Raw genomic sequence first — 24863 nt, forward strand, 5'->3', positions numbered from 1 at the left:
ATGTGCATCACGTTTTACGTGATGTGATTGCCGGATCAAGCGAAATGTTTTTGTGTGTTAGGTAACTACATTTACGTTTCTGCAGGTGGTTTGGGGTGCGGTACGAAATCGTAGTGGCAGTGAATGTGCGCATAGCGAACTCGCGTGCATAATGCGTACCTAATTCGGGGGAAGTGACCTAGGGGTCGACTACGGGAAATAGTGGCGCTTTTAAGGTGCGACTTAAAATTTGTCGCAAGTCACACGGATGGGTGCTTACAATGAGTCCATCGGAGACACGCGCACTTGAGCGGGTCATAAGTTCAAAAGCTGTCCCGAATCTGGTGTTTTAAAGGAGGAAAATATGGTTGCTCTCAAACCAGAGGAACTAAGCACAGAAAGTCTCGCCGAGATTTTTGCTGCGGGTGGTCGCCCGGAGAACAGCGAGCGTGAAATTAAGATCATCGACACCACACTGCGTGATGCGCATCAGTCCATCTGGGCTACCCGTATGCGTACCGAGCACATGATGGATCTGCTCGACGACATCACCAACGCCGGCTTCGAGCACGTAGACCTCGTCGCTCCGATTCAGTTCGATGTGCCGGTGCGTTACCTCAGGGAGGACCCCTGGGAGCGTGTCCGCAAGGTGCACGAGAACGCAGCGCCGGGCACGAAGTTCCGCGCCATGGTGCGTTCGCGCAACCTGGCGTCCTTCGATTTCCTGCCGGACGATGTCATCCACGCATGGGTCGAGCGTCTCTACGCTAACGGCTTCCGCGTGATCGGTGCTTTCGATGGCCTGAACGACATTGACAACATTGCGGATACGCTGATCCTGGCCAAGGAGCTGGGTGCTGAGACCTACGGCTGCCTGTCCTACTGCTTGAGCCCGGTACATACCGACGAGCTCTACATTGACAAGGCACAGGAGCTGGTCGAGCGCACCGACGTCGACCGCATCATGCTCAAGGACGCCGGTGGCCTGCTCACCCCGGACCGCATGAAGACGCTGATCCCAGCGATCCGCAGCGCGATCGGCGAGGACCTCCCGCTCGAGGTGCACACCCACTCTCTGACCGGTCTGTCCCCGCTGACCTACATCTACGCTGCCGAGCTGGGCGTGGACTCCATCCACACCTCTATTGCTCCGCTGGCAAACGGCCAGGGTCAGCCGGCAACCCAGGCGCTTGCACGCGACCTGCGCGCACTGGGCTACAAGGTCAATATCGACGACGAGCGCGTGGATAAAGTCAGCAAGAAGCTGCAGGAGATCGCGGACCGCGAGGACAAGCCCGTGGGCAAGCCGCGCGCCTACGACGGCGTGCACTACATGCACCAGCTGCCGGGCGGCATGCTCACCAACTTTGAGTCCCAGCTGGCAACCGCAGGCCTGTCAGACCGCTTCGAGGACCTGCTCTACGAGACCGCGCGCGTGCGCGAAGAGCTCGCGTACCCGATCATGATCACGCCTTTCGCCCAGTTCGTGGGCACCCAGGCCGTGATGAACGTGATCTCGGGCGAGCGCTACTCCGTCGTGCCGAACGAGATCAAGAAGTACGCGCTCGGCCACTATGGCGAGCCGCTCGCACCGATCGACCCGGACGCGCTGGAGAAGATCAAGAAGAACGGCTCCCACGAGATCCAGGAGGGCCGCCCCGAGCTCGAGCCCGCGCTGCCCGGCCTGAAGGAGCAGTACCCGGACGACGACATCGACACGATCCTGTTGCGCGCGAACATCCCGGGTAACAACGTCGATGAGATGAAGCGCTTCGTCGCCGAAGGCCGCGCTGGCCAGGGCGAAGGCATCGCCGGCGGCGAGCTGACCAAGCTGGTCCAGAAGATCTACGAAACCACCACGACGGGCGAGTTCCACCTCAAGTCCGACGACCTTGAAATCAACCTCACCAAAAAAGGAGACAAGTAACCATGTCTGATACCAACTTCAACGAGCTGAAGTCCCTCCTCGAGTGGGTCAACCAGTCCGGCGACATCGAAGAGCTGTCCATTAAGTACGGCGACATTGAGCTCGCCTTGTCCAAGACTCCGGGTGGCCTGAGCCACCTCAAGGCTGCTCCGGCACCGGCCCCGCAGGCCGCACCGGCACCGGCCGCACCGGAAGCTGCCCCGGCTCCGCAGGCCGCACCGGCACCGGCGGCTCCGGAAGCTGCTCCGGCACCGGAGGCCGCGCCCGAGGCTGCCCCGGCGCCCGCCGCTGAGGCTCCGGCCGACGGCGTCGAGGTGAAGGCCCCGATGGTGGGTACCTTCTACGCTGCGCCGAAGCCCGGCGCTGACCCGTTCGTCAAGGTCGGCGACGAGGTCGAGGTGGGCCAGGTGCTCTGCATCGTCGAGGTCATGAAGCTGATGAACAACATCGAGGCAAAGGTTGCCGGTACCGTCAAGCAGATCCTCGTGGACAACGAGGATGCTGTCGAGCACGGCCAGCCGCTCATGATCATCGACCCGAAGTAGGTACACCCCTAAACCCCTAGAAAGGTGAGGAGACCCGCAATGACTGATTTGTTGGGGAGCGTGCTCATCGCGAACCGCGGTGAGATCGCACTTCGCATCATCCGTGCTTGCAAGGAGCTCGGTATCAAGTCCGTGTTGGCCTACTCGGAGGGCGACCGCGATTCGCTGCCGGTGAAAGAGGCGGACAAGGCCGTCTGCATCGGCCCGGCCAACGCTGCCAAGAGCTACAACAGCCCCGAGCTGGTTGTCTCCGCGGCGATGGCATACAAGGTTGACGCCATCCACCCCGGCTACGGCTTCCTGTCCGAGAAGGCGGACTTTGTCAAGATGGTCGAAGACGAGGGCATCGGCTTCGTCGGCCCCTCGTCCGAGCACATCCGCCGCATGGGCGACAAGATCGAGGCAAAGCGCATCGCACAAAGCGCCGGCGTGCCCACGGTGCCCGGCTCGGACGGCGTGGTCACTGAGTTCGACGAGGCGCTGGAGGTAGCCAAGGAAACCGGCTTCCCGCTGCTGATCAAGGCCGCTGCCGGTGGCGGTGGTCGCGGTATGCGCGTGGTGGAGTCCGAGGAGACGCTGGAGAAGGACCTCAACGAGATCATGAACGAGGCACAGTCCGCGTTCAATGATTCGTCGGTCTACATCGAGCGCTACCTTACCGACATTCGCCACATCGAGATCCAGGTGCTTGCCGACGGCGAGAACGCCATCGCACTGGGGGAGCGCGACTGCACCTCGCAGCGCCGCAACCAGAAGCTCATCGAGGAAGCGCCTTCCCCGGCGATCGACGATGAGCTGCGCGAGGGTCTCCAGCAGGCAGCGATCAACCTGTGCAAGGAGGTCGGCTACAAGAACGCCGGCACGGTGGAGTTCGTGTTCGACAACATCGAGCGCAAGTACTACTTCATCGAGATGAACACCCGTATCCAGGTGGAGCACCCGGTCACCGAAATGATCACTGGCGTGGACCTGATCCAGGAGCAGCTGCGTATCGCCTCCGGGCAGAAGCTGCGTCTGACCCAGGACGATGTGGAGATTCGTGGCCACGCTATCGAGTGCCGCATCAACGCGGAGGACCCGAACGAGAACTTCGCGCCGCGCCCGGGCACAATCGAGCACTTCCGTGCTCCCGGCGGCTTCGGCGTCCGCATGGATTCGCACATCGAATCCGGCTACACCATCCCGCCGTTCTACGACTCGATGGTGGGCAAGCTCATCTGCTGGGCAGAGGATCGCGACGCCGCGATCGAGCGCACCCTGCGCGCGCTCGGCGAGCTGACCACCGACGGCGTGGTGACCACCGGCCCGTTCCAGGCCTTCCTGCTCAACAGCGAGCAGTTCCGGAGCGGTGACATCAACACCGGTTACGTCGCCAAGATGCTCGAGTCAGCAGGCGAGATCCCGACCGAGGAGTAGCCACCCAACGTCACTGTAAGGAGATCGAGGAATGCTGGTCGCCGTGGCCATGCTGGTCGGGGCGATCGTTCCCGTCCAGACCGCTATTAACACCCGCTTTCGCCAAAGCGTGGGTTCGCCGATCGGGGCGACCTTTATCTCCTTCATCCTTGCAGTGGCAGCTTCTTCCATCATTGCCGCCATAGCCACACACACCCTGGTCCCGGACCTGGCGCTCGTCGCCTCCGAACCCTGGTGGGTGTGGCTTGGCGGCTTTATGGGCGTGATGTTCATCGCCGGCAACATCGTGCTCTTCCCAGAGCTCGGCGCGGTGCAGACCACGATCCTGCCCATCTTGGGGCAAGTGCTCATGGGGCTGCTTGTCGACGCCACCGGGCTCTTTCGCTACCCCCAAACCCCAGTCGGACCGCTCAGGCTACTCGGCGCCCTCATCGTGCTCATCGGCATTGCGATGGTGCTGGAGGTTGGTCGTGGGGTGCCGCTGCACGGCACCGCCCGCGGTTCGCGCGCCTGGGCGCTGCGTGCCTTCGGCGTGCTGATGGGGATGGGGTCTGCGACGCAGACCGCCGTCAACGGATACCTGGGCAAGGTGCTGCATAGCCCGATCCAGGCCGGGCAGATTTCCTTGGCCGTGGGCTTGATTGTGCTTTTGGTTTTGGTGGTCGTGCTGCCCGCACCTCGCGCAGCAGTGGCCTCCGGCGTTGCACCGGGGCCGTGGTGGATGTGGCTGGGCGGGCTGCTCGGTGCCGTCTTCGTCTTCGGCGGCGCGACACTATCGCCCATCCTGGGCACTGGCACCACCGTGATCGGCTCGCTCGTCGGCATGATCATCTGCGGCCAGCTGCTCGAATCTTTCGGTATCGGCGGCGGTAAGAAGGGGCTGCCCACGCCATTTAGGCTCGCGGGCCTGGCAATCGTGCTGGTAGGCGTGGCCATGGTGCGTCTGCTCTGATGGGGGTGGCAGCGGTCTGGCGATTATAGAGAATATCAAGGGAGCGGCTAGGGTATATTAATGTATCTGAATATTCCCTGTCACGTCTGAAAGGTTTTGCCGTGAAGAAGTTTGCTGCCGCAGCGCTTGCCGCCGCGATGTCCCTGTCCGTTGTTGCCCCGGCTGCGGATGCTGCGTCGAACAAGATGGAGCGGCATAATTACCAGAGTTACTGCCGAATCGTCCTTGATAACGGCAAGGGCGGGCTATACCCGCAGAAGGATGTGGAGAAGGCCAAGGACTTCAAGGTGCTCACCGATGACAATGTTGGCGCGCTGCGTGCCTCTGCCGATCTGGGCCAGGCTTTTGGCTCCTCTGATGCGGATGCCATTGCTGCGGCCAACAATGCCGAGGCTGTTCAGGCTTGCAAGGAGGGCAAGGACTACGTCTCCGAGGAGATGGACGGCTGGAAGCAGGCCGGCATCATCATCGGCGTCATCCTCGTCGCGCTGAGCGGCCTCGCATCCGTTGCAGGCCCGGCGCTGCAGCAGTTCCTCTAAGCCTGCAGGATAGTGTTAGCCCGTATCGCGTGGTGCGCGGTGCGGGCTTTGTGCTGTGCGGGGTGAACTGTGGTCCTAGAGCTTGGTGCGCCAGCGCTCGAGCGTGAGCGTGGGGGAGAGCGCACGTGAGACACAGGTAGCGAAGGCGCCGTTTTCGTGGCGCTCCTCGGTAAAGACGCTGTCGCGGTGGTCGGGGGTGCCGTCGACAACCCGCATGATGCAGGTGCCGCAGGTGCCTTCGCTGCACTGGGACAGGATCGGCACGTCCTCGTCCTCGAACACGTCGAGGACGGATTCGCCCTCGGGGATGTGGTAGGTCTCGCCGTTGAAGATCACGTCGAAGGCACCGTCGGCTTCGTGGTTGCCCGCGAGTACTTCCTCGGTCGCCCGGAACGCTTCGAAGTGGATGTTTTCCTTAGGGAGCACCTTGCTCGCAGTGGCAATGACGCTGTCCATGAATCCCTGCGGCCCACACACATACAGGTGCGTGTCCTCCGGCAGCACGTTGGACTCCGCGAGCGCCTCCTCGATGTACCCGGACTGCTTCTCGCGCTCGCCGGTGGCGAAGATGCTCTTCGTCTGGCCCTGCAGGTAGGTGTCGATGAGGTGGCGCATCAGCGCGCGCTCCTCGCTAGAAGCGAAGTAGAGCACCGAATAGTCCGCCTCCTGGATCTGCAGCTCTCGCGCAAGCGAGAAGATCGGGGCGATACCCACGCCGGCACCGACAAGGATCGAACGTTTTGCCCCTTCGGCCAGTGCAAAATTGTTTCGCGGAGGGTGGATACGAACGGTGTCGCCGGGCTCGATATTGTGCGCCGCGATCGATCCGCCGCGCGAATTGTCCTCCAGCTTGACTTCAATGCCATAGGTAGCGCGCTGGGTGCCGGGTTCTTTTCCTAAGTAGTGGGTTGGGTAGAGGGAGAACTGCCGGACAAGTTCTTCCCCTTCCGGCGTGCGGAGCAGAAAGTCGGCGTGGCAGCCGGGCTCGTACCCGGGCAGCGGGGAACCGTCCTGCGTTTCAAGCGTGATCAGCGCAATGCCGTGGGCGCGTTCGACGTCGGTGGCGACTAGCTCGATGATTTCTTCGGAGTCTGTTTGGGCAGGGGCTTGGGTCGGGGGTGCGGCTGGGGGTGCGGAAGCGGGTTGCCGGCTATTAAACGCGGCTTCTCGGTCTGCCGCATTCGGGTCGTTCTGCTTCTTCTTGCCTCCAAAGAGTGCGGAAAAACCGCCCATACCCTTGCCGTATCCCATCGCGACCTCCATTGCGAAATTCTTCATCCAAAAACGCGGTACGAATCAGTTGCCGAGCAACCTTGTAATGGATAGTATAAAGCCACGCAAAAAGTGATCGACAATACACCTAAGTGTGACTATTAGTTAAATAACACTCGTTGGTCGTTGTTGATCGCCTTCACTGGTTTTGCTGTAAGCCATATTCACCAGCCGCTGCCGCGGCCCCCTAATTAAAGGGAAGGGAACGTAAATGACTGCCAGTACAGAAGCCCGCGAGGAGCAGGGCTACCAGAACCCGGTGCGTCCGGAGGTTCTGCCGATGTCGGACAATCCCTACGAGGATTTCCGTTACTTCTACCGCGACGGGATGCCGCTGCGCCCGGCACCGAAGCGCCGGACGAGCCGCCCGGGCTGGTCCAAGCTGCGCCACAACCTCTTTGACCGTTGGCACACCGTGGCCGACGACTGGGACGGCTACGACAGCTTCCAGACCAAGCTGCTGGATGACCACATGTGGCAGACCGATGAGACGGGCGCGAAGCTGGCCGAGGCCTTCAAGCGTGACGGGGCGGAGAAGTCCCGCGCCGACTTTGAAACGGCGCTGAACGAGGGCATCGACAAGGTCGCGGACCCGGCATCGGAGCTCGTCGACTTCTTCGCGGAAGTGGACAATGTGCCGGACTGGATCGACCTTGAAGCCGCAGAACGCGGTCGTATCGCCTACTACAACGTCACCCCGTCCTCGGAGTTGCTGTCCATCGCTTTTGCCTACTGGGCCACCACGATGGAGGACCGCACCTCGGCAGCAACCGGCGAGACCGCCATGTTCGAAATTGAGTCCTTCACCCGCATCATTGAGACGGTGAAGTTCTTCGTCGACCTGGGTAAGAAGGGCGTGTTCGACCGCTACAGCGACGGCCTCAAGGCTGCGGTGCGCGTTCGCCTGCTCCACGCCCAGGCGAACCGCGGCCTGGAGAAGCTCTGGGGGCCGGATCACTACAACGAGTTCGGCCGCCCGATCGGTTCCTCCTTCCTCGTCTCCGGCGAAGGCTGGTTCGCGCTCATGCCGATCGGCGTCGACGAGTTCTTCGGTCGCCCCCACACCGGCGAGGAGTGGGACGACGTTGCCATGTACTGGGCCTGGGTGCTCTACCTCATGGGCGCGGAGGAGCGTCTCATCCCCAAGACGGGCGATGAGATGCGCAAGATGACCGACTTCATCTACGCCAACGGCGGGTACTCCTCGATGTACCACGTGCGCGTGGCCACCGCTCTGATGGGCATCCTCGAGGACCTGGACCCGCAGATGCCGGGGCAGGTGCTTGGTGCCCTGTCGCTGATTATCGGCGACGAGGAAACGCAGTTCATGGTGAAGGGCTCTCGCTTTGAGGGGACCCGCTACCTACATTGGAAGATTGCGTTCCTGCTCAAGGCGAAGGCGGAAGCGGTGATCTACCGCGTACTTGACAAGCTCCCCGGAGCGAAGGCGAGGAAGGTGAAGAAGGCTGCGGACGGCAACCCGCCGTGGTCTGACGTGCTCAAGCAGATCGAGGACTACATCGCGGAGAAGGCCCCGGACGTCAAGGCCGAGTACAAACTGCACGACACCTCGAAGGAAGGCCTGCGCTAAATCAGCGAAGGGCACCTTCGGACCCCATCCCTCACCCCTAGATACAACGACATCCTTAAAAAGGAGCACACTCATGACTCAGACATTCACTGATAACCCGTTGGCCGCGAACCACTACGACCGTTCTGACTGGCCGGCGGCGCGCGGCGACCGTGAGGCATTCGTCGCAAAGTTCGGCGAAGCCCGAGCCAAGCGCTTCGAGCAGGCACTGTGGGCGATGGACCCCATCGCCGATGCGCTCTACACCAGCGGACACAAGAGCAAAGAGATTATGCCGAACCTGCGCGAGGCGCTTGCCCGAGGTGAGGCCGACGAGAACACCTTGCCCGAGGTCAAGGCGCTTATCGACGATATGAACGCGGCCCTCGACGGCGTGGACTGGGAGCGCCTGGAGCGCGGCCAGCGCGCGGCGCTGTCCATCCCGGTGCTCGCGCAGAACCTCTCGCTCGGCCCTGGCGCGCTGGTCCACACCTACGCCACCCCGTCGATTGCCAACATCCTGGTCAACACCGGCGAGCTCACCGAGGGCGCGGTACACCGCCTGGCGTACACCACCAACTGGATCTACTCCGTCTACCTGAAGGACGGGCTGAAGCCGGGCAACGTCAGCTACATCCACACCGGCATGGTGCGTGCGATGCACGCACACGTGCGCCGCGTGCAGACTCAGCTGGGCCTGGACACCTCTGACTGGGGTGCGCCGATCAGCGAGTTCGACATGTTCCGCACCTGGTTCGACTTCACCTACATCGCCTTTACCTACCTGCGTAACCTGGGCTACCGCCTCACGCTGGAGGAGGAGCAAGACCTCTTCTACCTGTGGCGCGTCGTCGGTGTCATGCTCGGTATTCCGCGCGACATTCTGGAGCCGGAGACGGATATCGACGCATCCCAGGAAAGCATCGACGCGATCCACTTCATCGACGGCGAACCGAACGAGGCCTCCCACGCGCTTGTGGAGGCGCTGTTCAGCGGGTTCCGCACCAACGTTAAGCAGCTGCTGCCGTTCTCGGACGAGTCCATCGACGACTGGATGTACGCCGCCACCCGCATCATGCACGGCGATGAGGTGGCCGATATCTATGACGTGCCGCACGCGGCCTCGCGTCCTTTCGTCGAGCTCGACCTGCCGCTCGTCCAGCAACGCTTCGACCTGCTGCGTGCGAACCCGGAGGCGCTGGAGCAGGAGGTCAAGCAGAACCACCAGACACTGCTGGACGCTCTGACCGAAGAAACCTCCTATATGGGCCAGGACGAAGGCATCAAAATGAGCGATGGCGCTTACAGGCCAGGCGCTTAGTGCTATAGTTCACAACCGAGACAAAAACCAAGAAAGGAACACAATGGCAAATCAGTATCGCGTCCAGAACCCGGTCAACAACGAGGTCGTGGAGACCTTCGACTACGCAACTGACCAGGAGATCAAGGACATCCTGGACCGCTCCGAGGCGGCGTTCAAGACCTGGCGTCACACCTCCTACGAGGAGCGCGCTGCGATTGTTTCCAAGGCAGCACAGCTGCTGAAGGAGCGCTCCGAGGAGCTCGGCAAGATCATGGCCCAGGAGATGGGCAAGTCCGTGCCGGAAGGCGCATGGGAGGCCGACTTCTCCGGCGACATCATGCAGTTCTACGCAGACCACGCCGCCGAGCACTCGGCTGATCAGAAGGTCGACGTCCCGGGCGGTAAGGCAGTGGTGCGCCGCCTGCCGCTGGGTACGCTGCTCGGCATCATGCCGTGGAACTTCCCCGTTTACCAGGTCGCTCGTTTCGCGGGCCCGAACCTGATGAACGGCAACTGCATCATCCTCAAGCACGCGGAGATCACCCCGAAGTCCGCTGCGGCCTTCGAGGAGATTCTTAAGGAGGCAGGCCTGCCGGACGGCGTGTTCATCAACGTCTACGCCACCCACGACCAGATCGCGGACATCATCGCTGACCCGCGCGTGCAGGGCGTCTCGCTCACCGGCTCCGAGCGTGCTGGCGCGAAGATCGCGGAGACCGCTGGCAGGAACCTGAAGAAGGTTGTGCTCGAGCTCGGCGGCACTGACCCGTACGTCATCCTGGACTCCGCCGACATCAAGACCGCGGCGCAGGATGCATGGGCGAAGCGCGTGCAGAACGCCGGCCAGGTGTGCACCTCCAACAAGCGCATCATCGTCATGGACGACATCTACGACGAGTTCGTCGACGAGATGGTCAAGATCGCGGAATCCTTCAAGAAGGGCGATCCGTCCAACCCGGGCGAAAACGAGTACTACCCGATGTCCTCCCGCCAGGCTGCGGAGCTGATCGATGACCAGGTCAAGCGTGCAGTTGCTAAGGGTGCGAACCTGCGCACCGGTGGCGTGCTGGAAGACAACTCGGCGTACTACTCCCCGGCAGTGCTGACCGACCTGCCGGTGGGCTCCGACGAGTACTACGAGGAGTTCTTCGGCCCAGTCGCGGAGATCTACAAGGTATCTTCCGAGGAAGAGGCCGTCGAGCTGGCCAACAACTCCTACCAGGGTCTCGGCGGTGCGGTCTTCTCCGAGGACACTGAGCGTGCGATCAAGGTCGCTGACCAGATTGACACCGGCATGATCCACGTCAACCTCGGCCAGTACTTCTCCGCAGTGCTGCCCTTCGGTGGCGTGAAGCGCTCCGGCTTCGGTCGCGAACTGTCCGTGTTCGCGCTCGACGAGTTCGTGAACAAGCAGTACCTCTACGTGAACGACTAGGAAGTTCACAGGCGCTCGCGTCTTCGCACTGAAGATGGCGCGACGCACCTACTGCCTGCGGGAAAGCCCCGGGCCGTGCCTTTGACGCGCGCGGCCCGGGGCTTCACCTGTCACACCAGTAACAGGTAGAGTCGGAGCGGTGATCAAATTCTCGAATGTCACCAAGGTTTACCCCACGTCGACCCGGCCTGCGCTGGACAACGTGTCCTTCACCATCAATGACGGGGACTTCGTCTTTCTCATCGGCCCGTCCGGGTCCGGTAAGTCCACGTTTCTGCAGTTGATGATCCGTGAGGAAAACGTCACTTCGGGCGACATCTACTTCAACGACTTTCACGTCAACGCGCTGCGCGGCAAGGACGTCAACCTGCTGCGCCAGTCCATCGGCTACGTCTTCCAGGACTTCCGGCTGCTGCCGAAGCTCAGCGTGTACGACAACGTTGCATTTGCGCTGGAGGTGATCGGCAAATCCAAGTCGCGGATTCAAAAGCTCGTGCCGGAGGCCCTCGAACTGGTCGGCCTTGACGCAAAGGCGAACCGTATGCCGAACGAGCTTTCCGGCGGTGAGCAGCAGCGTGTGGCGATTGCGCGCGCGTTCGTCGATAAGCCTGCGCTCATGCTTGCCGACGAGCCGACGGGCAACCTGGATCCAGCCACCGCCGACGAGATTCTCGCGCTCCTTGGCCGCATTAACCGGATGGGCACCACCGTGGTGATGTCCACGCACAACGCGCGAGCGGTCAACGACATGCGCAAGCGCGTGATGGAGCTCGATTTGGGCAGGCTCGTTCGCGACGACGAGCACGGCGTCTACGGAAACGTGAGGGGATAGCAATGAACTGGAACTTTATTTTCCGCGAGGGGTTCCGCGGCTTGGGTCGCAACATCACGATGACGATCGCGCTGGTGATCACCACCGCGCTGTCGCTCGTGCTCGTCGGCGCCGGCATCCTGATTTCCCAGGCGACTTCGGACACGAAGGACCTGTACCTCGACCGAGTCGAGGTGATGATCGAGCTGGATGAGGAGATCTCGGCCAACGATAAGGACTGTTCCTCGGAGGCCTGTAAGGAAGTGCGCGACACCCTGCAGGCGGACAGCGGGGTAGAGCAGGTCACCTTCCGCTCCCGCGAGCAGTCCTTCGAACGCTTCAAGGAGCTCTTCGAGGAATCCGAGCCGGAGCTGGTGCGCGAGACTACTGCGGAGGCGCTGCCGGCAGCGTTGCACGTGCGTCTGACGGATCCGGCCGACACCACCCCGATTGAGAAGGTGGCGGACATGCCGCAGGTCACGGTCGTGACTGATCAGGCCGACACCGTGCGCGAGGCGGCCGGGACGATGGACACTTTCCGCAACGTCACCTTTACCGTGGCGGCTGCGCAGGCGCTCGCGGCGATCTTCCTGATCGTGAACATGGTGCAGCTGGCCGCCTTTAACCGCCGCGACCAGATCGGCATCATGCGCATGGTGGGTGCGTCCCGCTGGTTTACCCAGGCGCCGTTTGTTCTCGAGGCACTGATTTCCGTGTTTATCGGCGCTGTGCTGGCTACCGTGCTCACCTGGGTGGGCAAGCGCTCGATTGCCGATCCGATGCTGGGCGATCTCTATGCGTCGGCATTGATTGCGCGCGTCCCGGATTCCGCGGTGTGGACCGTCATGCCGCTCGTGGGGCTGGGCGCGATGGTTATCGGCGCGATTGCGGCGCAGGTGGCGCTTCGCTCCTACGTGCGCAAGTAGTAGACTGGTCTTCCTTATGGCCAAGAAGAGTAAAAAGAAGAAGCTGAGCAACACCGGGGTTTTGGCGACCAACCGGAAAGCTCGGCATGACTACACCATCTTGGACACCTGGGAAGCCGGCATCGTGCTGCAAGGCACGGAAATCAAGGCGCTGCGCGAGGGCAAGGTGTCGCTGGTCGAGGCCTTCGCCACCATCGACAACGGCGAAGTCTGGCTGCGCAACATGCACATCCCCGAGTACTCGCGCGGCCACTGGACCAACCACCCGCCGCGACGCACCCGCAAACTGCTGCTGCACCGCCGCGAGATCGACTCGCTAGCGGGCAAGCTTCGCGACGGCAACAAGACGCTTATCCCCCTGTCGCTCTACCTGAAGGACGGCCGAGCGAAGCTCGAGCTCGGCCTGGGGCAGGGCAAGCAAGACTACGACAAGCGCCGCGCGATCAAGCGCCGCACCGAGGACCGCGAAATCGCCCGCGACATGGGCCGCAAATTCAAGGGGATCAAGGCTTAAAGGCGTTTCCCGCTACGGTGGGGCGCATGAAGACTGCATTGATTACCGGCGCGTCGCGTGGCATTGGTCACGCGATCGCCGAGGAGCTAGGCAAAGACCACCACATCATCGCCGGAGCGTCGAAGGATGCCTCCGAGATCGTCGCTGCGCTGCCGAGCGCCGAGCCCTTCGAGGTTGACCTCACCGATTCTGCGGCGCTGTGCCGCGCAGCCGCACGCATCGAGCAGGTCGACGTGCTCATCCACGCCGCCGGGGTGCTGCACAAGGCACCCTTCGACCAGCTCAGCGAGGCCCAGTGGCGCGAGACTATGGAGGTCAATGTCCACGCCCCCGTCACCCTGACCCGCGAGCTTCTGCCCGCTTTACGACGCTCACGTGGCCTCCTCCTCACCATCAACTCCGGCGCCGGCTTCTTCGGCGTCCCCGAGAACTCCGCGTACTGCGCCTCCAAATTCGCACTGCGGGGCTTCACCGACGCCCTCCGCCTCGAAGAAGCAGGCGCAATCCGGATCACCTCGCTGCATCCGGGGCGTACGAACACAGACATGATCGCCGCCCCGGCTCACGGTGACGCGCCGAAGATGGACGCGGCGTCGGTAGCCAAGGCCGCCCGCCTTGCCGTCGACGCGGGCCCCGACGCCGTGGTGGACTTCCTCCGCATCACGCCGACCGGGATGGAATAGTCCTTGGTTCTTGCGGTTGGAATAGAGGAGAGGTAAAGTAATCCCTCCTACGGTTCCCGTAGTTGAAATGGGGTCGATTCAGGTTTCGACTTCATCGACTAAGCCAGGGGAAGCGTGCCGGTGCAGGCTGGAGACCACCGTAAGCGTCGCAGCAACCAATAAACGCAGAGAAGAACTCTCAGCGTGACTTCGCCCTCGCTGCCTAAGAGCTAGCGACCGCGAGTCTGTCAGGCCGGGGCCGTCCCCGACCCGGTACCTGGCATCGACTTAGGGGACTTGCCTTCCCGGCCTGTGAGTGGGCCGCGGAAGGGACTCCTTTTCACTCACTGGGCTCATCATCCGGACATGTCCGCCTGATCCGGAGAGCCGAGCAGAGGTAGCGTGCGGACTGCGCACGGAGAAGCCCTGGCGCGGTGATGAAGGACCCGGGTTCAATTCCCGGCGGCTCCACCGTAAAGAAATCCCGGCGAGTATCTACTCGCCGGGATTATTCTTTTCCCGGTTGGCTCACCACTACCCCCGCCAGAGAATTAGGAAACATGCGTGTAGTGTAATTATGTAATCGCACGGGGGTGAGGGTTGCCTAACCTTGGTCACTGATCTAGGTTTCTTTGAGGTAACCCTATCCTTATTTTTACGACACAAGGAGTTTTCTACATGCTTCGTCACCCACGTACCGCCCTCGCAGCGGCCATCACCGCTGCGGCCCTCGCTATTACAGGCTGCACGGCGGCTGAAGAGTCGACGGGTGGGGAGGAGACCACCGCGACGTCGGCAAGCGATGCGACGCAGGCGGAAAGCGCCGAAGGTACCGTGACCGTCGAGGACAACTACGGCTCCAAGGAGGTGCCGAACCCGCCGAAGCGCGTGGTGGCGCTGGATAACCGCTCCTTCGAGCTGCTGGACGAGTGGGGCGTCAAGCCGGTGGCGGCGGCGCGTGCGCTCGTGCCGGTGACGATCCCGGGTATTGCTGATGATGAGGACATCGTTGACATCGGCAACCACCGCGAGCCGAACCTCGAGGCGATCGTCGCTGCCGAGCCGGACGTGGTTGTCTCCGGGCAGCGCTTCGAAAAGTACGACGAGGATATTGAGAAGCTCGTCCCCGACGCAGTACTTGTGGACTTCGAGCCGCGCGATGGCGAGAGCCTGGACGCGGAGCTGATCCGCCAGACCGAGGCGCTGGGCACCATCTTCGGCAAGGAAGCTGAAGCGGAGAAGACCATCCAGGACTTCAAGGACGCGCTCGAGCGCGCGAAGAAAGCCTACAACCCGGAGCAGAAGGTCATGGCCGTGAACGTTTCCGGTGGTGAGATCGGTTACGTCGCTCCGGGCATCGGCCGCATGTGGGGCCCGCTGTTTGATCTGATCGGCATGACCCCTGCACTTGAGGTGGACAACGCATCCGACGATCACCAGGGCGATGACATCTCCGTCGAGGCGATCGCCAGCGCCAACCCGGACTGGATCCTCGCACTCGACCGCGACGCCGCGATCAAGACCCAGGACTCGCCGGCTGCGCTGACCGTGCTTTCTGATTCCGCCGCGCTGCAGAACGTGAAAGCTATTCAGGAGGACCATGTGTATGTTGCGCCGAACGACACGTACACTAATGAGTCGATCATCACGTACACCGAGATCCTGAACGAGCTCGCCGAGAAGTTTGAGAACGCTTAGTCAATGACAGCACCGCTCCAGACCGACACCCCCACCCGCCCCGCGCTCCTGAACTGGAAGCTCGGGGTGGGTGTGGGTGTTGTGCTGTGTCTGCTTGTAGCCTCGCTGGCGGTCGGCCAGTACGACATCCTCGGCACCGACGACGGGTGGGCCATGTTCCAAACCACCCGCGTGCCGCGCACAATCGCGCTCGTGCTCGCCGGTGCCGCGATGGCGATGAGCGGGCTGATCATGCAGATGCTCACGCAAAACCGCTTCGTCGAACCGACGACCACTGGTACCACCGAGTGGGCGGGGCTGGGCCTGCTGGCGTCGTACGTGTTCATGCCGGACGCGTCGATAATTGCCCGCATGCTGCTCTCCGTGGTTTTTGCCTTCGTGGGCACCATGGTGTTCTTCGCGTTTCTGCGCAAAGTGACGCTGCGCTCGAGCCTGATCGTGCCGATCGTGGGCATCATGCTCGGTGCGGTGGTCAGTTCGATTTCGACGTTTTGGGCGCTGCAGACCGACCTTTTGCAATCGCTCGGAGTCTGGTTTGCTGGCTCGTTTACCAGCGTGATCGCCGGGCAGTACGAAGTGCTGTGGGTCGTGCTGCTGGTGGTGATCGCCGTGTTCTTCTACGCCGACCGGCTCACCGCCGCAGGCCTTGGCGAGGACATCGCGACCAACATCGGGCTGAACTACAACCGCATCGTCTTCGTCGGTACTGGGCTCGTCGCCATCGCCGCCGGTGTCGTAACTGTGGTGGTAGGCAACCTGCCGTTTCTGGGGCTGATCGTGCCGAATATTGTGAGTATGGTGCGTGGCGACGACCTGCGCTCCAACCTGCCCTGGGTCTGTCTGCTGGGCATAGGAATTGTCACTGTCTGTGACTTGCTCGGGCGTACGATCATCGCGCCTTTCGAAATGCCGGTGTCTGTGATCCTGGGCGTCGTCGGAGCTGTGGTCTTTGTCGCCCTGATTGTGAGGCAGACTCGTCGTGGCTAATACAACGATCGAAGCTGGGGCGGACCGAAACGTCGGTGCGTTCCAAACCTCCAAGAGCAAGCGGCGCTACTGGCTGGTGCTCTCCGCGCTCCTGGCAGCGGCCGTGCTGTTTACCTTCGGGCTGATCGGCTACGAAAACCCGATGGAGTTCGGGTCTCGTGGCTACTGGCTCATCGCGGAGCGTCGGTCAACCGCAGTGGTAGCGATGCTGATCGTGGCCGTATGCCAGGCCGCCGCAACAGTGTCTTTCCAGACGGTGACGAACAACCGCATCCTCACGCCCTCGATCATGGGCTTTGAGTCGCTGTATATCGCGATTCATACGGCGACGGTCTACTTTCTTGGTGCGGCGGGGCTGGCGCAAGCGCACACCACGCAGATGTTTGTGCTCCAACTGGTGCTCATGGTGGGTTTGAGCTTGCTGCTGTATTCCTGGCTTCTCGTCGGGGAGGGCAACAACATGCACGCGATGCTGCTGGTCGGCATCGTCATCGGCGGGGGACTGGGCAGTGTGTCGACGTTCATGCAGCGCATGCTGACCCCGAGCGAGTTCGACGTGCTCACCGCGCGTCTCTTTGGCTCGGTCAACAACGCCGATCCTGCCTACTACCCGCTGGCGGTGCCGCTCGTGGTGGTGTCGGTCGCGCTACTCACGTGGAATGCGCAAAGGCTGAACGTGCTTGCCCTGGGCCGCGATGTGGCGATTAACCTCGGCGTGCAGCACAAGAAGCACGCAGTCTTTACGCTCGTGCTGGTCTCCGTGCTCATGGCGGTCTCCACCGCGCTGGTCGGCCCGATGACTTTCCTCGGTTTCTTGGTGGCCACGCTGGCTTACCAATTCACCGATACCTACGACCATCGCTACATCTTCCCCATGGCAATGCTGTTGGGGTACTGCATCTTGGCAGGCGCATACTTTGTCATGAATCATGTCTTCTACGCGCAGGGCGTAGTGTCCATCATCATCGAACTGGTAGGAGGGGTCACCTTCTTGGTGGTCATCCTCAGGAAGGGACGGCTGTGATCACGCTGAGCAATGTAAGCAAGGCTTACACCGAGGACGTGGCCATCGGACCGGTCAACATACAGATCCCAGCGGGTGGTATCACCGCACTCGTGGGGCCGAACGGTGCCGGGAAATCGACGCTGCTCACCATGATCGGCCGACTGCTGTCTATCGACTCCGGCACCGTCGAAATCGGCAGCATGGATGTCACCAGCGCAAAATCCAAGGATCTGGCCAAAATCATCTCGATCCTGCGCCAGGAAAACCACTTTGTCACCCGCCTGACCGTGCGCCAACTCGTTGGCTTCGGCCGCTTCCCGTACACGCAGGGCCGCCTCAACGCGGAGGACGAGGAGATCATCTCCAAGTACATCGACTTCCTCGGGCTGCGCGGCCTCGAGGGCCGCTACCTCGACCAACTCTCGGGTGGGCAGCGCCAGCGCGCCTACGTCGCGATGGTGTTGTGCCAGGAAACGGACTATGTGCTTCTCGACGAGCCACTGAACAACCTCGACATCGCCCACTCCGTGGAGATGATGAAGCACCTGTACTCCGCGGCCAAGGAATTCGGACGCACGATCATTATCGTGCTGCACGACATCAACTTCGCCGCCCGCTACGCGGACTACATCTGCGCGGCCAAAGACGGCCAGATCGCCGCCTTCGGCACGCCGGACGAGATCATGCGAGATGAGTTGTTAACCAAGATTTTCAATACGCCGGTGAAAGTCATCGAGGGCCCACACGGGCCATTGGCGACGTACCACTAACGCTTATCGATCGCTTTGCTCGCTTGAAAACCCCCACTGCGCTGGGGGTTTGCGTGTTTGTTGTGAAGATGGTTAAGTATTTTCTCGTTGCCGCGAGCGAGTAAGTCGCAGTGGGAACGAGATAATTTCACAGTGTTGCAGGCTTGGTTTGCAGGTTGTTTGGTCGGGGTTGTTCTCGATTTTGACTTTTGTTTACCTTGTGTGTAACGTTGAGATCCGCTGCTTAGCGCTGATTGGTTGTGAACTGGTTGGTGCGGGTGTGCGTGTGTTGTTTGAGAACTCGATAGTGTGCCAATGTACTTTTGTTTGTGGATTGGTTGCGTGCCTGGTTGTGCTGGCTGTGCCCTGTGTGGGTGTGGTTGGTGTGTGCCGGTGGTGCTGCCCTTGAATCTCTAATTTTGGGTGGTGTTTTGCTGGTTGCTTGGTGCGTGATGTGATTCGCGTTATTTTGTAACTATTTTTGTTTTGCCGGTCCTTGTTTTCCCTCGTCGGGTGAGGGCCGGTTTATAAACAGTAATTTGAGGATTTGCCAGTCCTGCATTGCAGTTTTTGTGGTGTGGGTTGGTTTGTTTTTGGTTAGGTTTTCAGGCTTTTCACGGCCTTGTTTCTTGCTGAAACATTTGTTTTTGTGGAGAGTTTGATCCTGGCTCAGGATGAACGCTGGCGGCGTGCTTAACACATGCAAGTCGAACGGAAAGGCCGAAGCTTGCTTCGGTACTCGAGTGGCGAACGGGTGAGTAACACGTGGGTGATCTGCCCTGTACTTCGGGATAAGCTTGGGAAACTGGGTCTAATACCGGATATGACGATCTCTTGGATGGGGTTGTGGAAAGCTTTTGCGGTATGGGATGAGCTCGCGGCCTATCAGCTTGTTGGTGGGGTAATGGCCTACCAAGGCGTCGACGGGTAGCCGGCCTGAGAGGGTGTACGGCCACATTGGGACTGAGATACGGCCCAGACTCCTACGGGAGGCAGCAGTGGGGAATATTGCACAATGGGCGCAAGCCTGATGCAGCGACGCCGCGTGGGGGATGACGGCCTTCGGGTTGTAAACTCCTTTCGCAACCGACGAAGCTTTTGTGACGGTAGGTTGAGAAGAAGCACCGGCTAACTACGTGCCAGCAGCCGCGGTAATACGTAGGGTGCGAGCGTTGTCCGGAATTACTGGGCGTAAAGAGCTCGTAGGTGGTTTGTCGCGTCGTTTGTGGAATACCGCAGCTTAACTGCGGGGTTGCAGGCGATACGGGCATAACTTGAGTGCTGTAGGGGAGACTGGAATTCCTGGTGTAGCGGTGGAATGCGCAGATATCAGGAGGAACACCGATGGCGAAGGCAGGTCTCTGGGCAGTAACTGACGCTGAGGAGCGAAAGCATGGGGAGCGAACAGGATTAGATACCCTGGTAGTCCATGCCGTAAACGGTGGGCGCTAGGTGTGAGTCCCTTCCACGGGGTTCGTGCCGTAGCTAACGCATTAAGCGCCCCGCCTGGGGAGTACGGCCGCAAGGCTAAAACTCAAAGGAATTGACGGGGGCCCGCACAAGCGGCGGAGCATGTGGATTAATTCGATGCAACGCGAAGAACCTTACCTGGGCTTGACATACACCGGATCGCTGCAGAGATGTAGCTTCCCTTTGTGGCTGGTGTACAGGTGGTGCATGGTTGTCGTCAGCTCGTGTCGTGAGATGTTGGGTTAAGTCCCGCAACGAGCGCAACCCTTGTCTTATGTTGCCAGCATTTGGTTGGGGACTCATGAGAGACTGCCGGGGTTAACTCGGAGGAAGGTGGGGATGACGTCAAATCATCATGCCCCTTATGTCCAGGGCTTCACACATGCTACAATGGTCGGTACAACGCGTTTGCGAGCTCGTGAGGGTGGGCTAATCGCTGAAAGCCGGTCGTAGTTCGGATTGGGGTCTGCAACTCGACCCCATGAAGTCGGAGTCGCTAGTAATCGCAGATCAGCAACGCTGCGGTGAATACGTTCCCGGGCCTTGTACACACCGCCCGTCACGTCATGAAAGTTGGTAACACCCGAAGCCCATGGCCCAAACKTGTTAGGGAGTGGTCGAAGGTGGGATCGGCGATTGGGACGAAGTCGTAACAAGGTAGCCGTACCGGAAGGTGCGGCTGGATCACCTCCTTTCTAAGGAGCTTTTTTAATGTGCCCACGGTTGTGGGACGTGTGGTGGTTGAGTCGCCGAGTGTGTGACTGCCACCRAWWAKTRTTTKRAAWTCCGGGTGGATGCRYAYCCGCAGKRCAYRGAKKSMCTGCGTAGCAGACCTGGGTGGTAACCAAGCTTCACAAACATTGTTTTGGGTATGTTGGCATGCTGTTGGGTGTCTGGGGCAGCACACAATGAGCTACGCCGGTTGGTGTGGTTGTGGTTGTCTTGTTGGCCTGCACGTGAATGATCATGCGCCCTGGTTGGTGTGTGGTTGTTGTGGTGTGGGTGTGTTGTGTGAGAACTGTATAGTGGACGCGAGCATCTTTCTTCTTTCCATGCTCCGCATTGTTTKKGTGGGGTGTGGGTTGATTTATTTTTGTGTTTTGCAATGTTTTGTGTTTGCAAGATCGTTTGTAAGTGTTTTGTGTATCTGCGCATGCTGTCTGCYGCTKTTKKGTGGYGAGGTGGTGTGTGTTTGTATCGTGTTGGGTAATTTGTTTGGTTATTCAGGGCGTACGGTGGATGCCTTGGCATGCTTAGCCGATGAAGGACGTGTGAGGCTGCGTTATGCCTCGGGGAGTTGTCAACAAAGCGTTGATCCGAGGATGTCCGAATGGGGAAACCCAGCACCGGTTGTGTGGTGTTACCCGCAGATGAATGCATAGTCTGTGTGGGGGTTGACGCGGGGAAGTGAAACATCTCAGTACCCGTAGGAGAAGAAAACAATTGTGATTCTGCTAGTAGCGGCGAGCGAACGTGGATGAGGCTAAACCATGTGCGTGTGAGACCTGGCAGGGGTTGCGTGTGTGGGGTTGTGGGGTGCAATGGAYCYAGGCTGCCATCTGGGTGCGTGTGTGTGCGTGTAAGCGGAAGTYRYTTGGGATGGTGTACCGGAGTGGGTGAGAGTCCCGTACGCGAATATKYGTYGMATRTGCGTTGTTGTTAKCCCCGAGTAGCAGCGGGCTCGTGGAATCTGCTGTGAATCTGCCGGGACCACCCGGTAAGCCTAAATACTAAGTGTGACCGATAGTGAAKAGTACCGTGAGGGAATGGTGAAAAGTACCCCGGGAGGGGAGTGAAAGAGTTCCTGAAACCGTGCGCTTACAATCCGTCAGAGCACCRTTGTTGTGTGTGATGGCGTGCCTTTTGAAGAATGAGCCTGCGAGTCAGCGGCATGTCGCGAGGTTAACCCGWRTGRWGGGGTAGTCGTAGCGAAAGCGAATCCTAGTTGGGTGTKTTTAGTGGCATGTCCTGGACCCGAAGCGGGGTGATCTACCCATGGCCAGTGTGAAGCAGCTGTAAGAGGTTGTGGAGGCGCGAACCCACGTAGGTTGAAAACTGCGGGGATGAGTTGTGGGTAGGGGTGAAAGGCCAATCAAACTCCGTGATAGCTGGTTCTCCCCGAAATGCATTTAGGTGCAGCGTTATATGTTTAGCTTGCCGGAGGTAGAGCKACTGGTTGGTTGAGCGGGACTATCATCTTAGCAACATCAGCCAAACTCCGAATGCCGGTGTAAGTGTGTATAGCAGTGAGACTGTGGGGGATAAGCTTCATAGTCGAGAGGGAAACAGCCCAGATCGCCGGTTAAGGCCCCTAAGGGTGTACTAAGTGGAAAAGGATGTGGGATCGCGAAGACAGCCAGGAGGTTGGCTTAGAAGCAGCCATCCTTGAAAGAGTGCGTAATAGCTCACTGGTCGAGTGGTTCTGCGCCGACAATGTAGTGGGGCTCAAGTACACCGCCGAAGCCGCGGCAATAATCCTTGTGATTGTTGGGTAGGGGAGCGTCGTGCATGGTGTGAAGCAGTACCGTGAGGAGTTGTGGACTGTGTGCGAGTGAGAATGCAGGCATGAGTAACGAGTGTAAGGTGAGAATCCTTACCGCTGGATGACTAAGGGTTCCTGGGTCAAGTTCGTCTTCCCAGGGTGAGTCGGGTCCTAAGGCGAGGCCGACAGGCGTAGTCGATGGTKAACGGGTTGATATTCCCGTACCCGTGTATGCGCGCCAAGTGATGAAGCGGTGAGACTAACCACCCTGAACACTGGCCATTGGGTGACTTTGTTGCCCTGGGTTGGTGTGATGCGTGGGGCCTGATCCGTGGTAGTCAAGTGATGGGGTGACGCAGGAAGGTAGCCAAGCCACCGGTTGGTGTGTGGTGTAAGCGTGTGGCACGACAGTGTGTGAAATGCCGCTGTCAAATGTGTGAGGCGTGATGCGTAGCCCATKKTTGGGTGATGTTGGTGATCCTATGCTGCCGAGAAAAGCCTCTAGCGATGTGTGTATACGGCCCGTACCCGAAACCGACACAGGTAGTCAGGTAGAAAATACTGAAGCGGTCGGGTGAACTGTGGTTAAGGAATTCGGCAAAATGCCCCCGTAACTTCGGGAGAAGGGGGACCCATGCTGGTTGCCATGTTTTGCGTGTGGTTGCTGGTGTGGGTCGCAGAGAAGAGAGGGGAGCGACTGTTTATCAAAAACACAGGTCCGTGCGAAGACGGTTAAGTTGATGTATACGGACTGACGCCTGCCCGGTGCTGGAAGGTTAAGAGGACCTGTTAGGCCTTTGTGGTCGAAGCGGAGAATTTAAGCCCCAGTAAACGGCGGTGGTAACTATAACCATCCTAAGGTAGCGAAATTCCTTGTCGGGTAAGTTCCGACCTGCACGAATGGCGTAACGACTCCCCTGCTGTCTCAACCACAGGCCCGGTGAAATTGCAGTACGAGTAAAGATGCTCGTTTCGCGCGGCAGGACGAAAAGACCCCGGGACCTTCACTATAGCTTGGTATTGGCATTCGGTGCGGTTTGTGTAGGATAGGTGGGAGACKWTGAWGCGGCYACGCTAGTGGTTGTGGAGTCGTTGTTGAAATACCACTCTGACCGTAGTGGATATCTAACCTTGGCCCATGATCTGGGTTGGGGACAGTGCCTGGTGGGTAGTTTAACTGGGGCGGTTGCCTCCCAAAATGTAACGGAGGCGCCCAAAGGTTCCCTCAGCCTGGTTGGCAATCAGGTGGTGAGTGTAAGTGCACAAGGGAGCTTGACTGCGAGACTTACAAGTCGAGCAGGGACGAAAGTCGGGACTAGTGATCCGGCACCTACTTGTGGATGTGGTGTCGCTCAACGGATAAAAGGTACCCCGGGGATAACAGGCTGATCTTCCCCAAGAGTCCATATCGACGGGATGGTTTGGCACCTCGATGTCGGCTCGTCGCATCCTGGGGCTGGAGTAGGTCCCAAGGGTTGGGCTGTTCGCCCATTAAAGCGGCACGCGAGCTGGGTTCAGAACGTCGTGAGACAGTTCGGTCTCTATCCGCCGCGCGCGTTGAAACTTGAAGAAGGCTGTCCCTAGTACGAGAGGACCGGGACGGACGTACCTCTGGTGTGCCAGTTGTTCCGCCAGGAGCATTGCTGGTTGGCTACGTACGGGAGGGATAACCGCTGAAAGCATCTAAGCGGGAAGCCTGTTTTAAGATGAGGTTTCATTTGAGGTGCCCAGTAGACGACTGGGTTGATAGGCCGGAACTGGAAGCACAGTAATGTGTGGAGGTGACTGGTACTAATCCACCAAATATCAAACAACAACCCCAACCACAACACACGTGGTCTTGGTAAACACATCAAACCGTGTGAAACAACAAAAGCATTCGCGTCCACTGTGCAGTCACTGACACAACACACTCGTGTGTCAACACATGCAATAAGAAAATATTGTGTCACCAACAACCAACAACACTGGTTGACTGGCATGCCCCCAAAGGTGTGTCGGTGGTTGATGGCGGCGGGGAAACGCCCGGTCCCATTCCGAACCCGGAAGCTAAGCCCGCCCGCGCCGATGGTACTGCACTCGGGAGGGTGTGGGAGAGTAGGTTACCGCCGACCCAACAACTTCAAACACAGCACCCCGCCTTGGACCCTGTACGGTCCCAGGCGGGGTGCCTTTTGTCATGCCCCGGGGTGCGTGGCCGTGGGCCGACACCCCCAGGGGGGTGGAATGAGTTTGTAATAAGCGCGCGGTTCAGCGGTGTTTGCCCTGGTGGCGGGAATTCGATTACAACATCATTCCACCACACCACCGGATCGTGGTCTGCGGGGTGCTGTTGCCATGCCCGGGGTGTGTGGGCGTGGGCCGACACCCCAGGGGGAGTGGAATCATTGTGTCACGAGCCCGCATTACAACCGTGTTTCGCCTGGTCGGCGGAAACCCGAAGCAACATCATTCCACCACACCACCGCCAAACCCGTACCCCGCGTGCCGTGCCGACACCGCCACACGCCCGCAACACACACCGAGCACCAGGCGATATCACACCAGCGGTTACACCACTGAAGCCGATGACGAACCGCTTTGTGGCGCGCGTACACCGCTATGCCCACAACGTTCCGGG

General features: G+C 60.0%; 17 protein-coding genes, 3 rRNA genes and 1 other RNA gene. 20 read left to right on the forward strand and 1 reads right to left on the reverse strand.

Annotated features, from left to right (window positions below):
* The first annotated feature begins 343 nt into the window (after window positions 1–343).
* The 5 genes from CIMIT_RS03055 (at window position 344) to CIMIT_RS03075 (ending at window position 5358) form a co-directional block, all read left to right on the forward strand.
* Entirely contained in the window at window positions 344–1906 is a 1563-nt protein-coding gene (locus CIMIT_RS03055) for a pyruvate carboxylase subunit B (RefSeq protein ID WP_038588970.1), read from the forward strand.
* 2 nt (window positions 1907–1908) lie between these two features.
* Complete coding sequence (accB, locus tag CIMIT_RS03060; protein WP_038588973.1) at window positions 1909–2451, forward strand: acetyl-CoA carboxylase biotin carboxyl carrier protein; 543 nt, start codon at window positions 1909–1911, stop codon at window positions 2449–2451.
* 39 nt (window positions 2452–2490) lie between these two features.
* Window positions 2491–3867, forward strand: coding sequence for an acetyl-CoA carboxylase biotin carboxylase subunit (gene accC, locus CIMIT_RS03065; RefSeq protein ID WP_038588978.1), 1377 nt, complete (start codon window positions 2491–2493; stop codon window positions 3865–3867).
* Between the two features lie 31 nt (window positions 3868–3898).
* The gene (locus CIMIT_RS03070) at window positions 3899–4819 is read left to right on the forward strand and encodes a DMT family transporter (protein ID WP_038588981.1); all 921 of its coding nucleotides are present in this window, start codon (window positions 3899–3901) and stop codon (window positions 4817–4819) included.
* A 101-nt stretch (window positions 4820–4920) separates the two neighbouring features.
* On the forward strand, window positions 4921–5358 hold the full coding sequence (locus tag CIMIT_RS03075; protein WP_038588984.1) for an SH3 domain-containing protein: 438 nt from the start codon (window positions 4921–4923) through the stop codon (window positions 5356–5358).
* A 75-nt stretch (window positions 5359–5433) separates the two neighbouring features.
* Here the strand turns inward: CIMIT_RS03075 and CIMIT_RS03080 are convergent, their stop codons facing one another.
* Complete coding sequence (locus tag CIMIT_RS03080) at window positions 5434–6636, reverse strand: PDR/VanB family oxidoreductase (protein ID WP_051904758.1); 1203 nt, start codon at window positions 6634–6636, stop codon at window positions 5434–5436.
* A 205-nt stretch (window positions 6637–6841) separates the two neighbouring features.
* Here CIMIT_RS03080 and CIMIT_RS03085 point away from each other — a divergent pair, with 205 nt between their 5' ends.
* The 15 genes from CIMIT_RS03085 to rrf all read left to right on the forward strand — a co-directional run bounded on the left by CIMIT_RS03085 (window position 6842) and on the right by rrf (window position 24357).
* Window positions 6842–8221 (forward strand): oxygenase MpaB family protein, encoded by a 1380-nt coding sequence (locus tag CIMIT_RS03085; RefSeq protein ID WP_231910331.1) that lies wholly within the window; start codon window positions 6842–6844, stop codon window positions 8219–8221.
* Between the two features lie 73 nt (window positions 8222–8294).
* On the forward strand, window positions 8295–9521 hold the full coding sequence (locus CIMIT_RS03090; protein ID WP_051904759.1) for an oxygenase MpaB family protein: 1227 nt from the start codon (window positions 8295–8297) through the stop codon (window positions 9519–9521).
* A gap of 43 nt (window positions 9522–9564) precedes the next feature.
* Entirely contained in the window at window positions 9565–10938 is a 1374-nt protein-coding gene (locus CIMIT_RS03095; protein WP_038588987.1) for an NAD-dependent succinate-semialdehyde dehydrogenase, read from the forward strand.
* Window positions 10939–11077: 139 nt separating this feature from the next.
* The gene (gene ftsE, locus CIMIT_RS03100) at window positions 11078–11770 is read left to right on the forward strand and encodes a cell division ATP-binding protein FtsE (protein ID WP_038588990.1); all 693 of its coding nucleotides are present in this window, start codon (window positions 11078–11080) and stop codon (window positions 11768–11770) included.
* 2 nt (window positions 11771–11772) lie between these two features.
* Entirely contained in the window at window positions 11773–12675 is a 903-nt protein-coding gene (gene ftsX, locus CIMIT_RS03105; RefSeq protein ID WP_038588995.1) for a permease-like cell division protein FtsX, read from the forward strand.
* 16 nt (window positions 12676–12691) lie between these two features.
* Window positions 12692–13189, forward strand: coding sequence for an SsrA-binding protein SmpB (gene smpB / locus CIMIT_RS03110; RefSeq protein ID WP_038589000.1), 498 nt, complete (start codon window positions 12692–12694; stop codon window positions 13187–13189).
* 26 nt (window positions 13190–13215) lie between these two features.
* Window positions 13216–13872, forward strand: coding sequence for an SDR family oxidoreductase (locus CIMIT_RS03115; protein ID WP_038589005.1), 657 nt, complete (start codon window positions 13216–13218; stop codon window positions 13870–13872).
* 69 nt (window positions 13873–13941) lie between these two features.
* Window positions 13942–14325, forward strand: a transfer-messenger RNA (tmRNA) gene (gene ssrA, locus CIMIT_RS12305).
* A gap of 204 nt (window positions 14326–14529) precedes the next feature.
* Window positions 14530–15549 (forward strand): siderophore ABC transporter substrate-binding protein, encoded by a 1020-nt coding sequence (locus CIMIT_RS03120; protein ID WP_038589011.1) that lies wholly within the window; start codon window positions 14530–14532, stop codon window positions 15547–15549.
* A gap of 3 nt (window positions 15550–15552) precedes the next feature.
* Window positions 15553–16536 carry an ABC transporter permease gene (locus CIMIT_RS03125; RefSeq protein ID WP_038589016.1) on the forward strand — a complete coding sequence of 328 codons (984 nt, stop codon included), beginning with the start codon at window positions 15553–15555 and terminating at the stop codon, window positions 16534–16536.
* On the forward strand, window positions 16529–17560 hold the full coding sequence (locus tag CIMIT_RS03130) for an iron chelate uptake ABC transporter family permease subunit (protein ID WP_038589022.1): 1032 nt from the start codon (window positions 16529–16531) through the stop codon (window positions 17558–17560). Before CIMIT_RS03125 ends, CIMIT_RS03130 begins: the two co-directional genes overlap by 8 nt.
* Window positions 17557–18312, forward strand: coding sequence for an iron ABC transporter ATP-binding protein (locus CIMIT_RS03135; protein ID WP_038589027.1), 756 nt, complete (start codon window positions 17557–17559; stop codon window positions 18310–18312). The genes CIMIT_RS03130 and CIMIT_RS03135 overlap by 4 nt, the downstream gene beginning before the upstream one ends.
* A gap of 625 nt (window positions 18313–18937) precedes the next feature.
* Window positions 18938–20456, forward strand: a 16S ribosomal RNA gene (locus CIMIT_RS03140).
* Window positions 20457–20973: 517 nt separating this feature from the next.
* Window positions 20974–24058 (forward strand): 23S ribosomal RNA (locus tag CIMIT_RS03145).
* A gap of 181 nt (window positions 24059–24239) precedes the next feature.
* Window positions 24240–24357: ribosomal RNA gene (gene rrf, locus CIMIT_RS03150) — 5S ribosomal RNA — on the forward strand.
* Together the 16S, 23S and 5S rRNA genes form the textbook arrangement of a ribosomal RNA operon.
* Window positions 24358–24863 lie beyond the last annotated feature (506 nt).

Source organism: Corynebacterium imitans (assembly GCF_000739455.1).
Taxonomy (GTDB): domain Bacteria; phylum Actinomycetota; class Actinomycetes; order Mycobacteriales; family Mycobacteriaceae; genus Corynebacterium; species Corynebacterium imitans.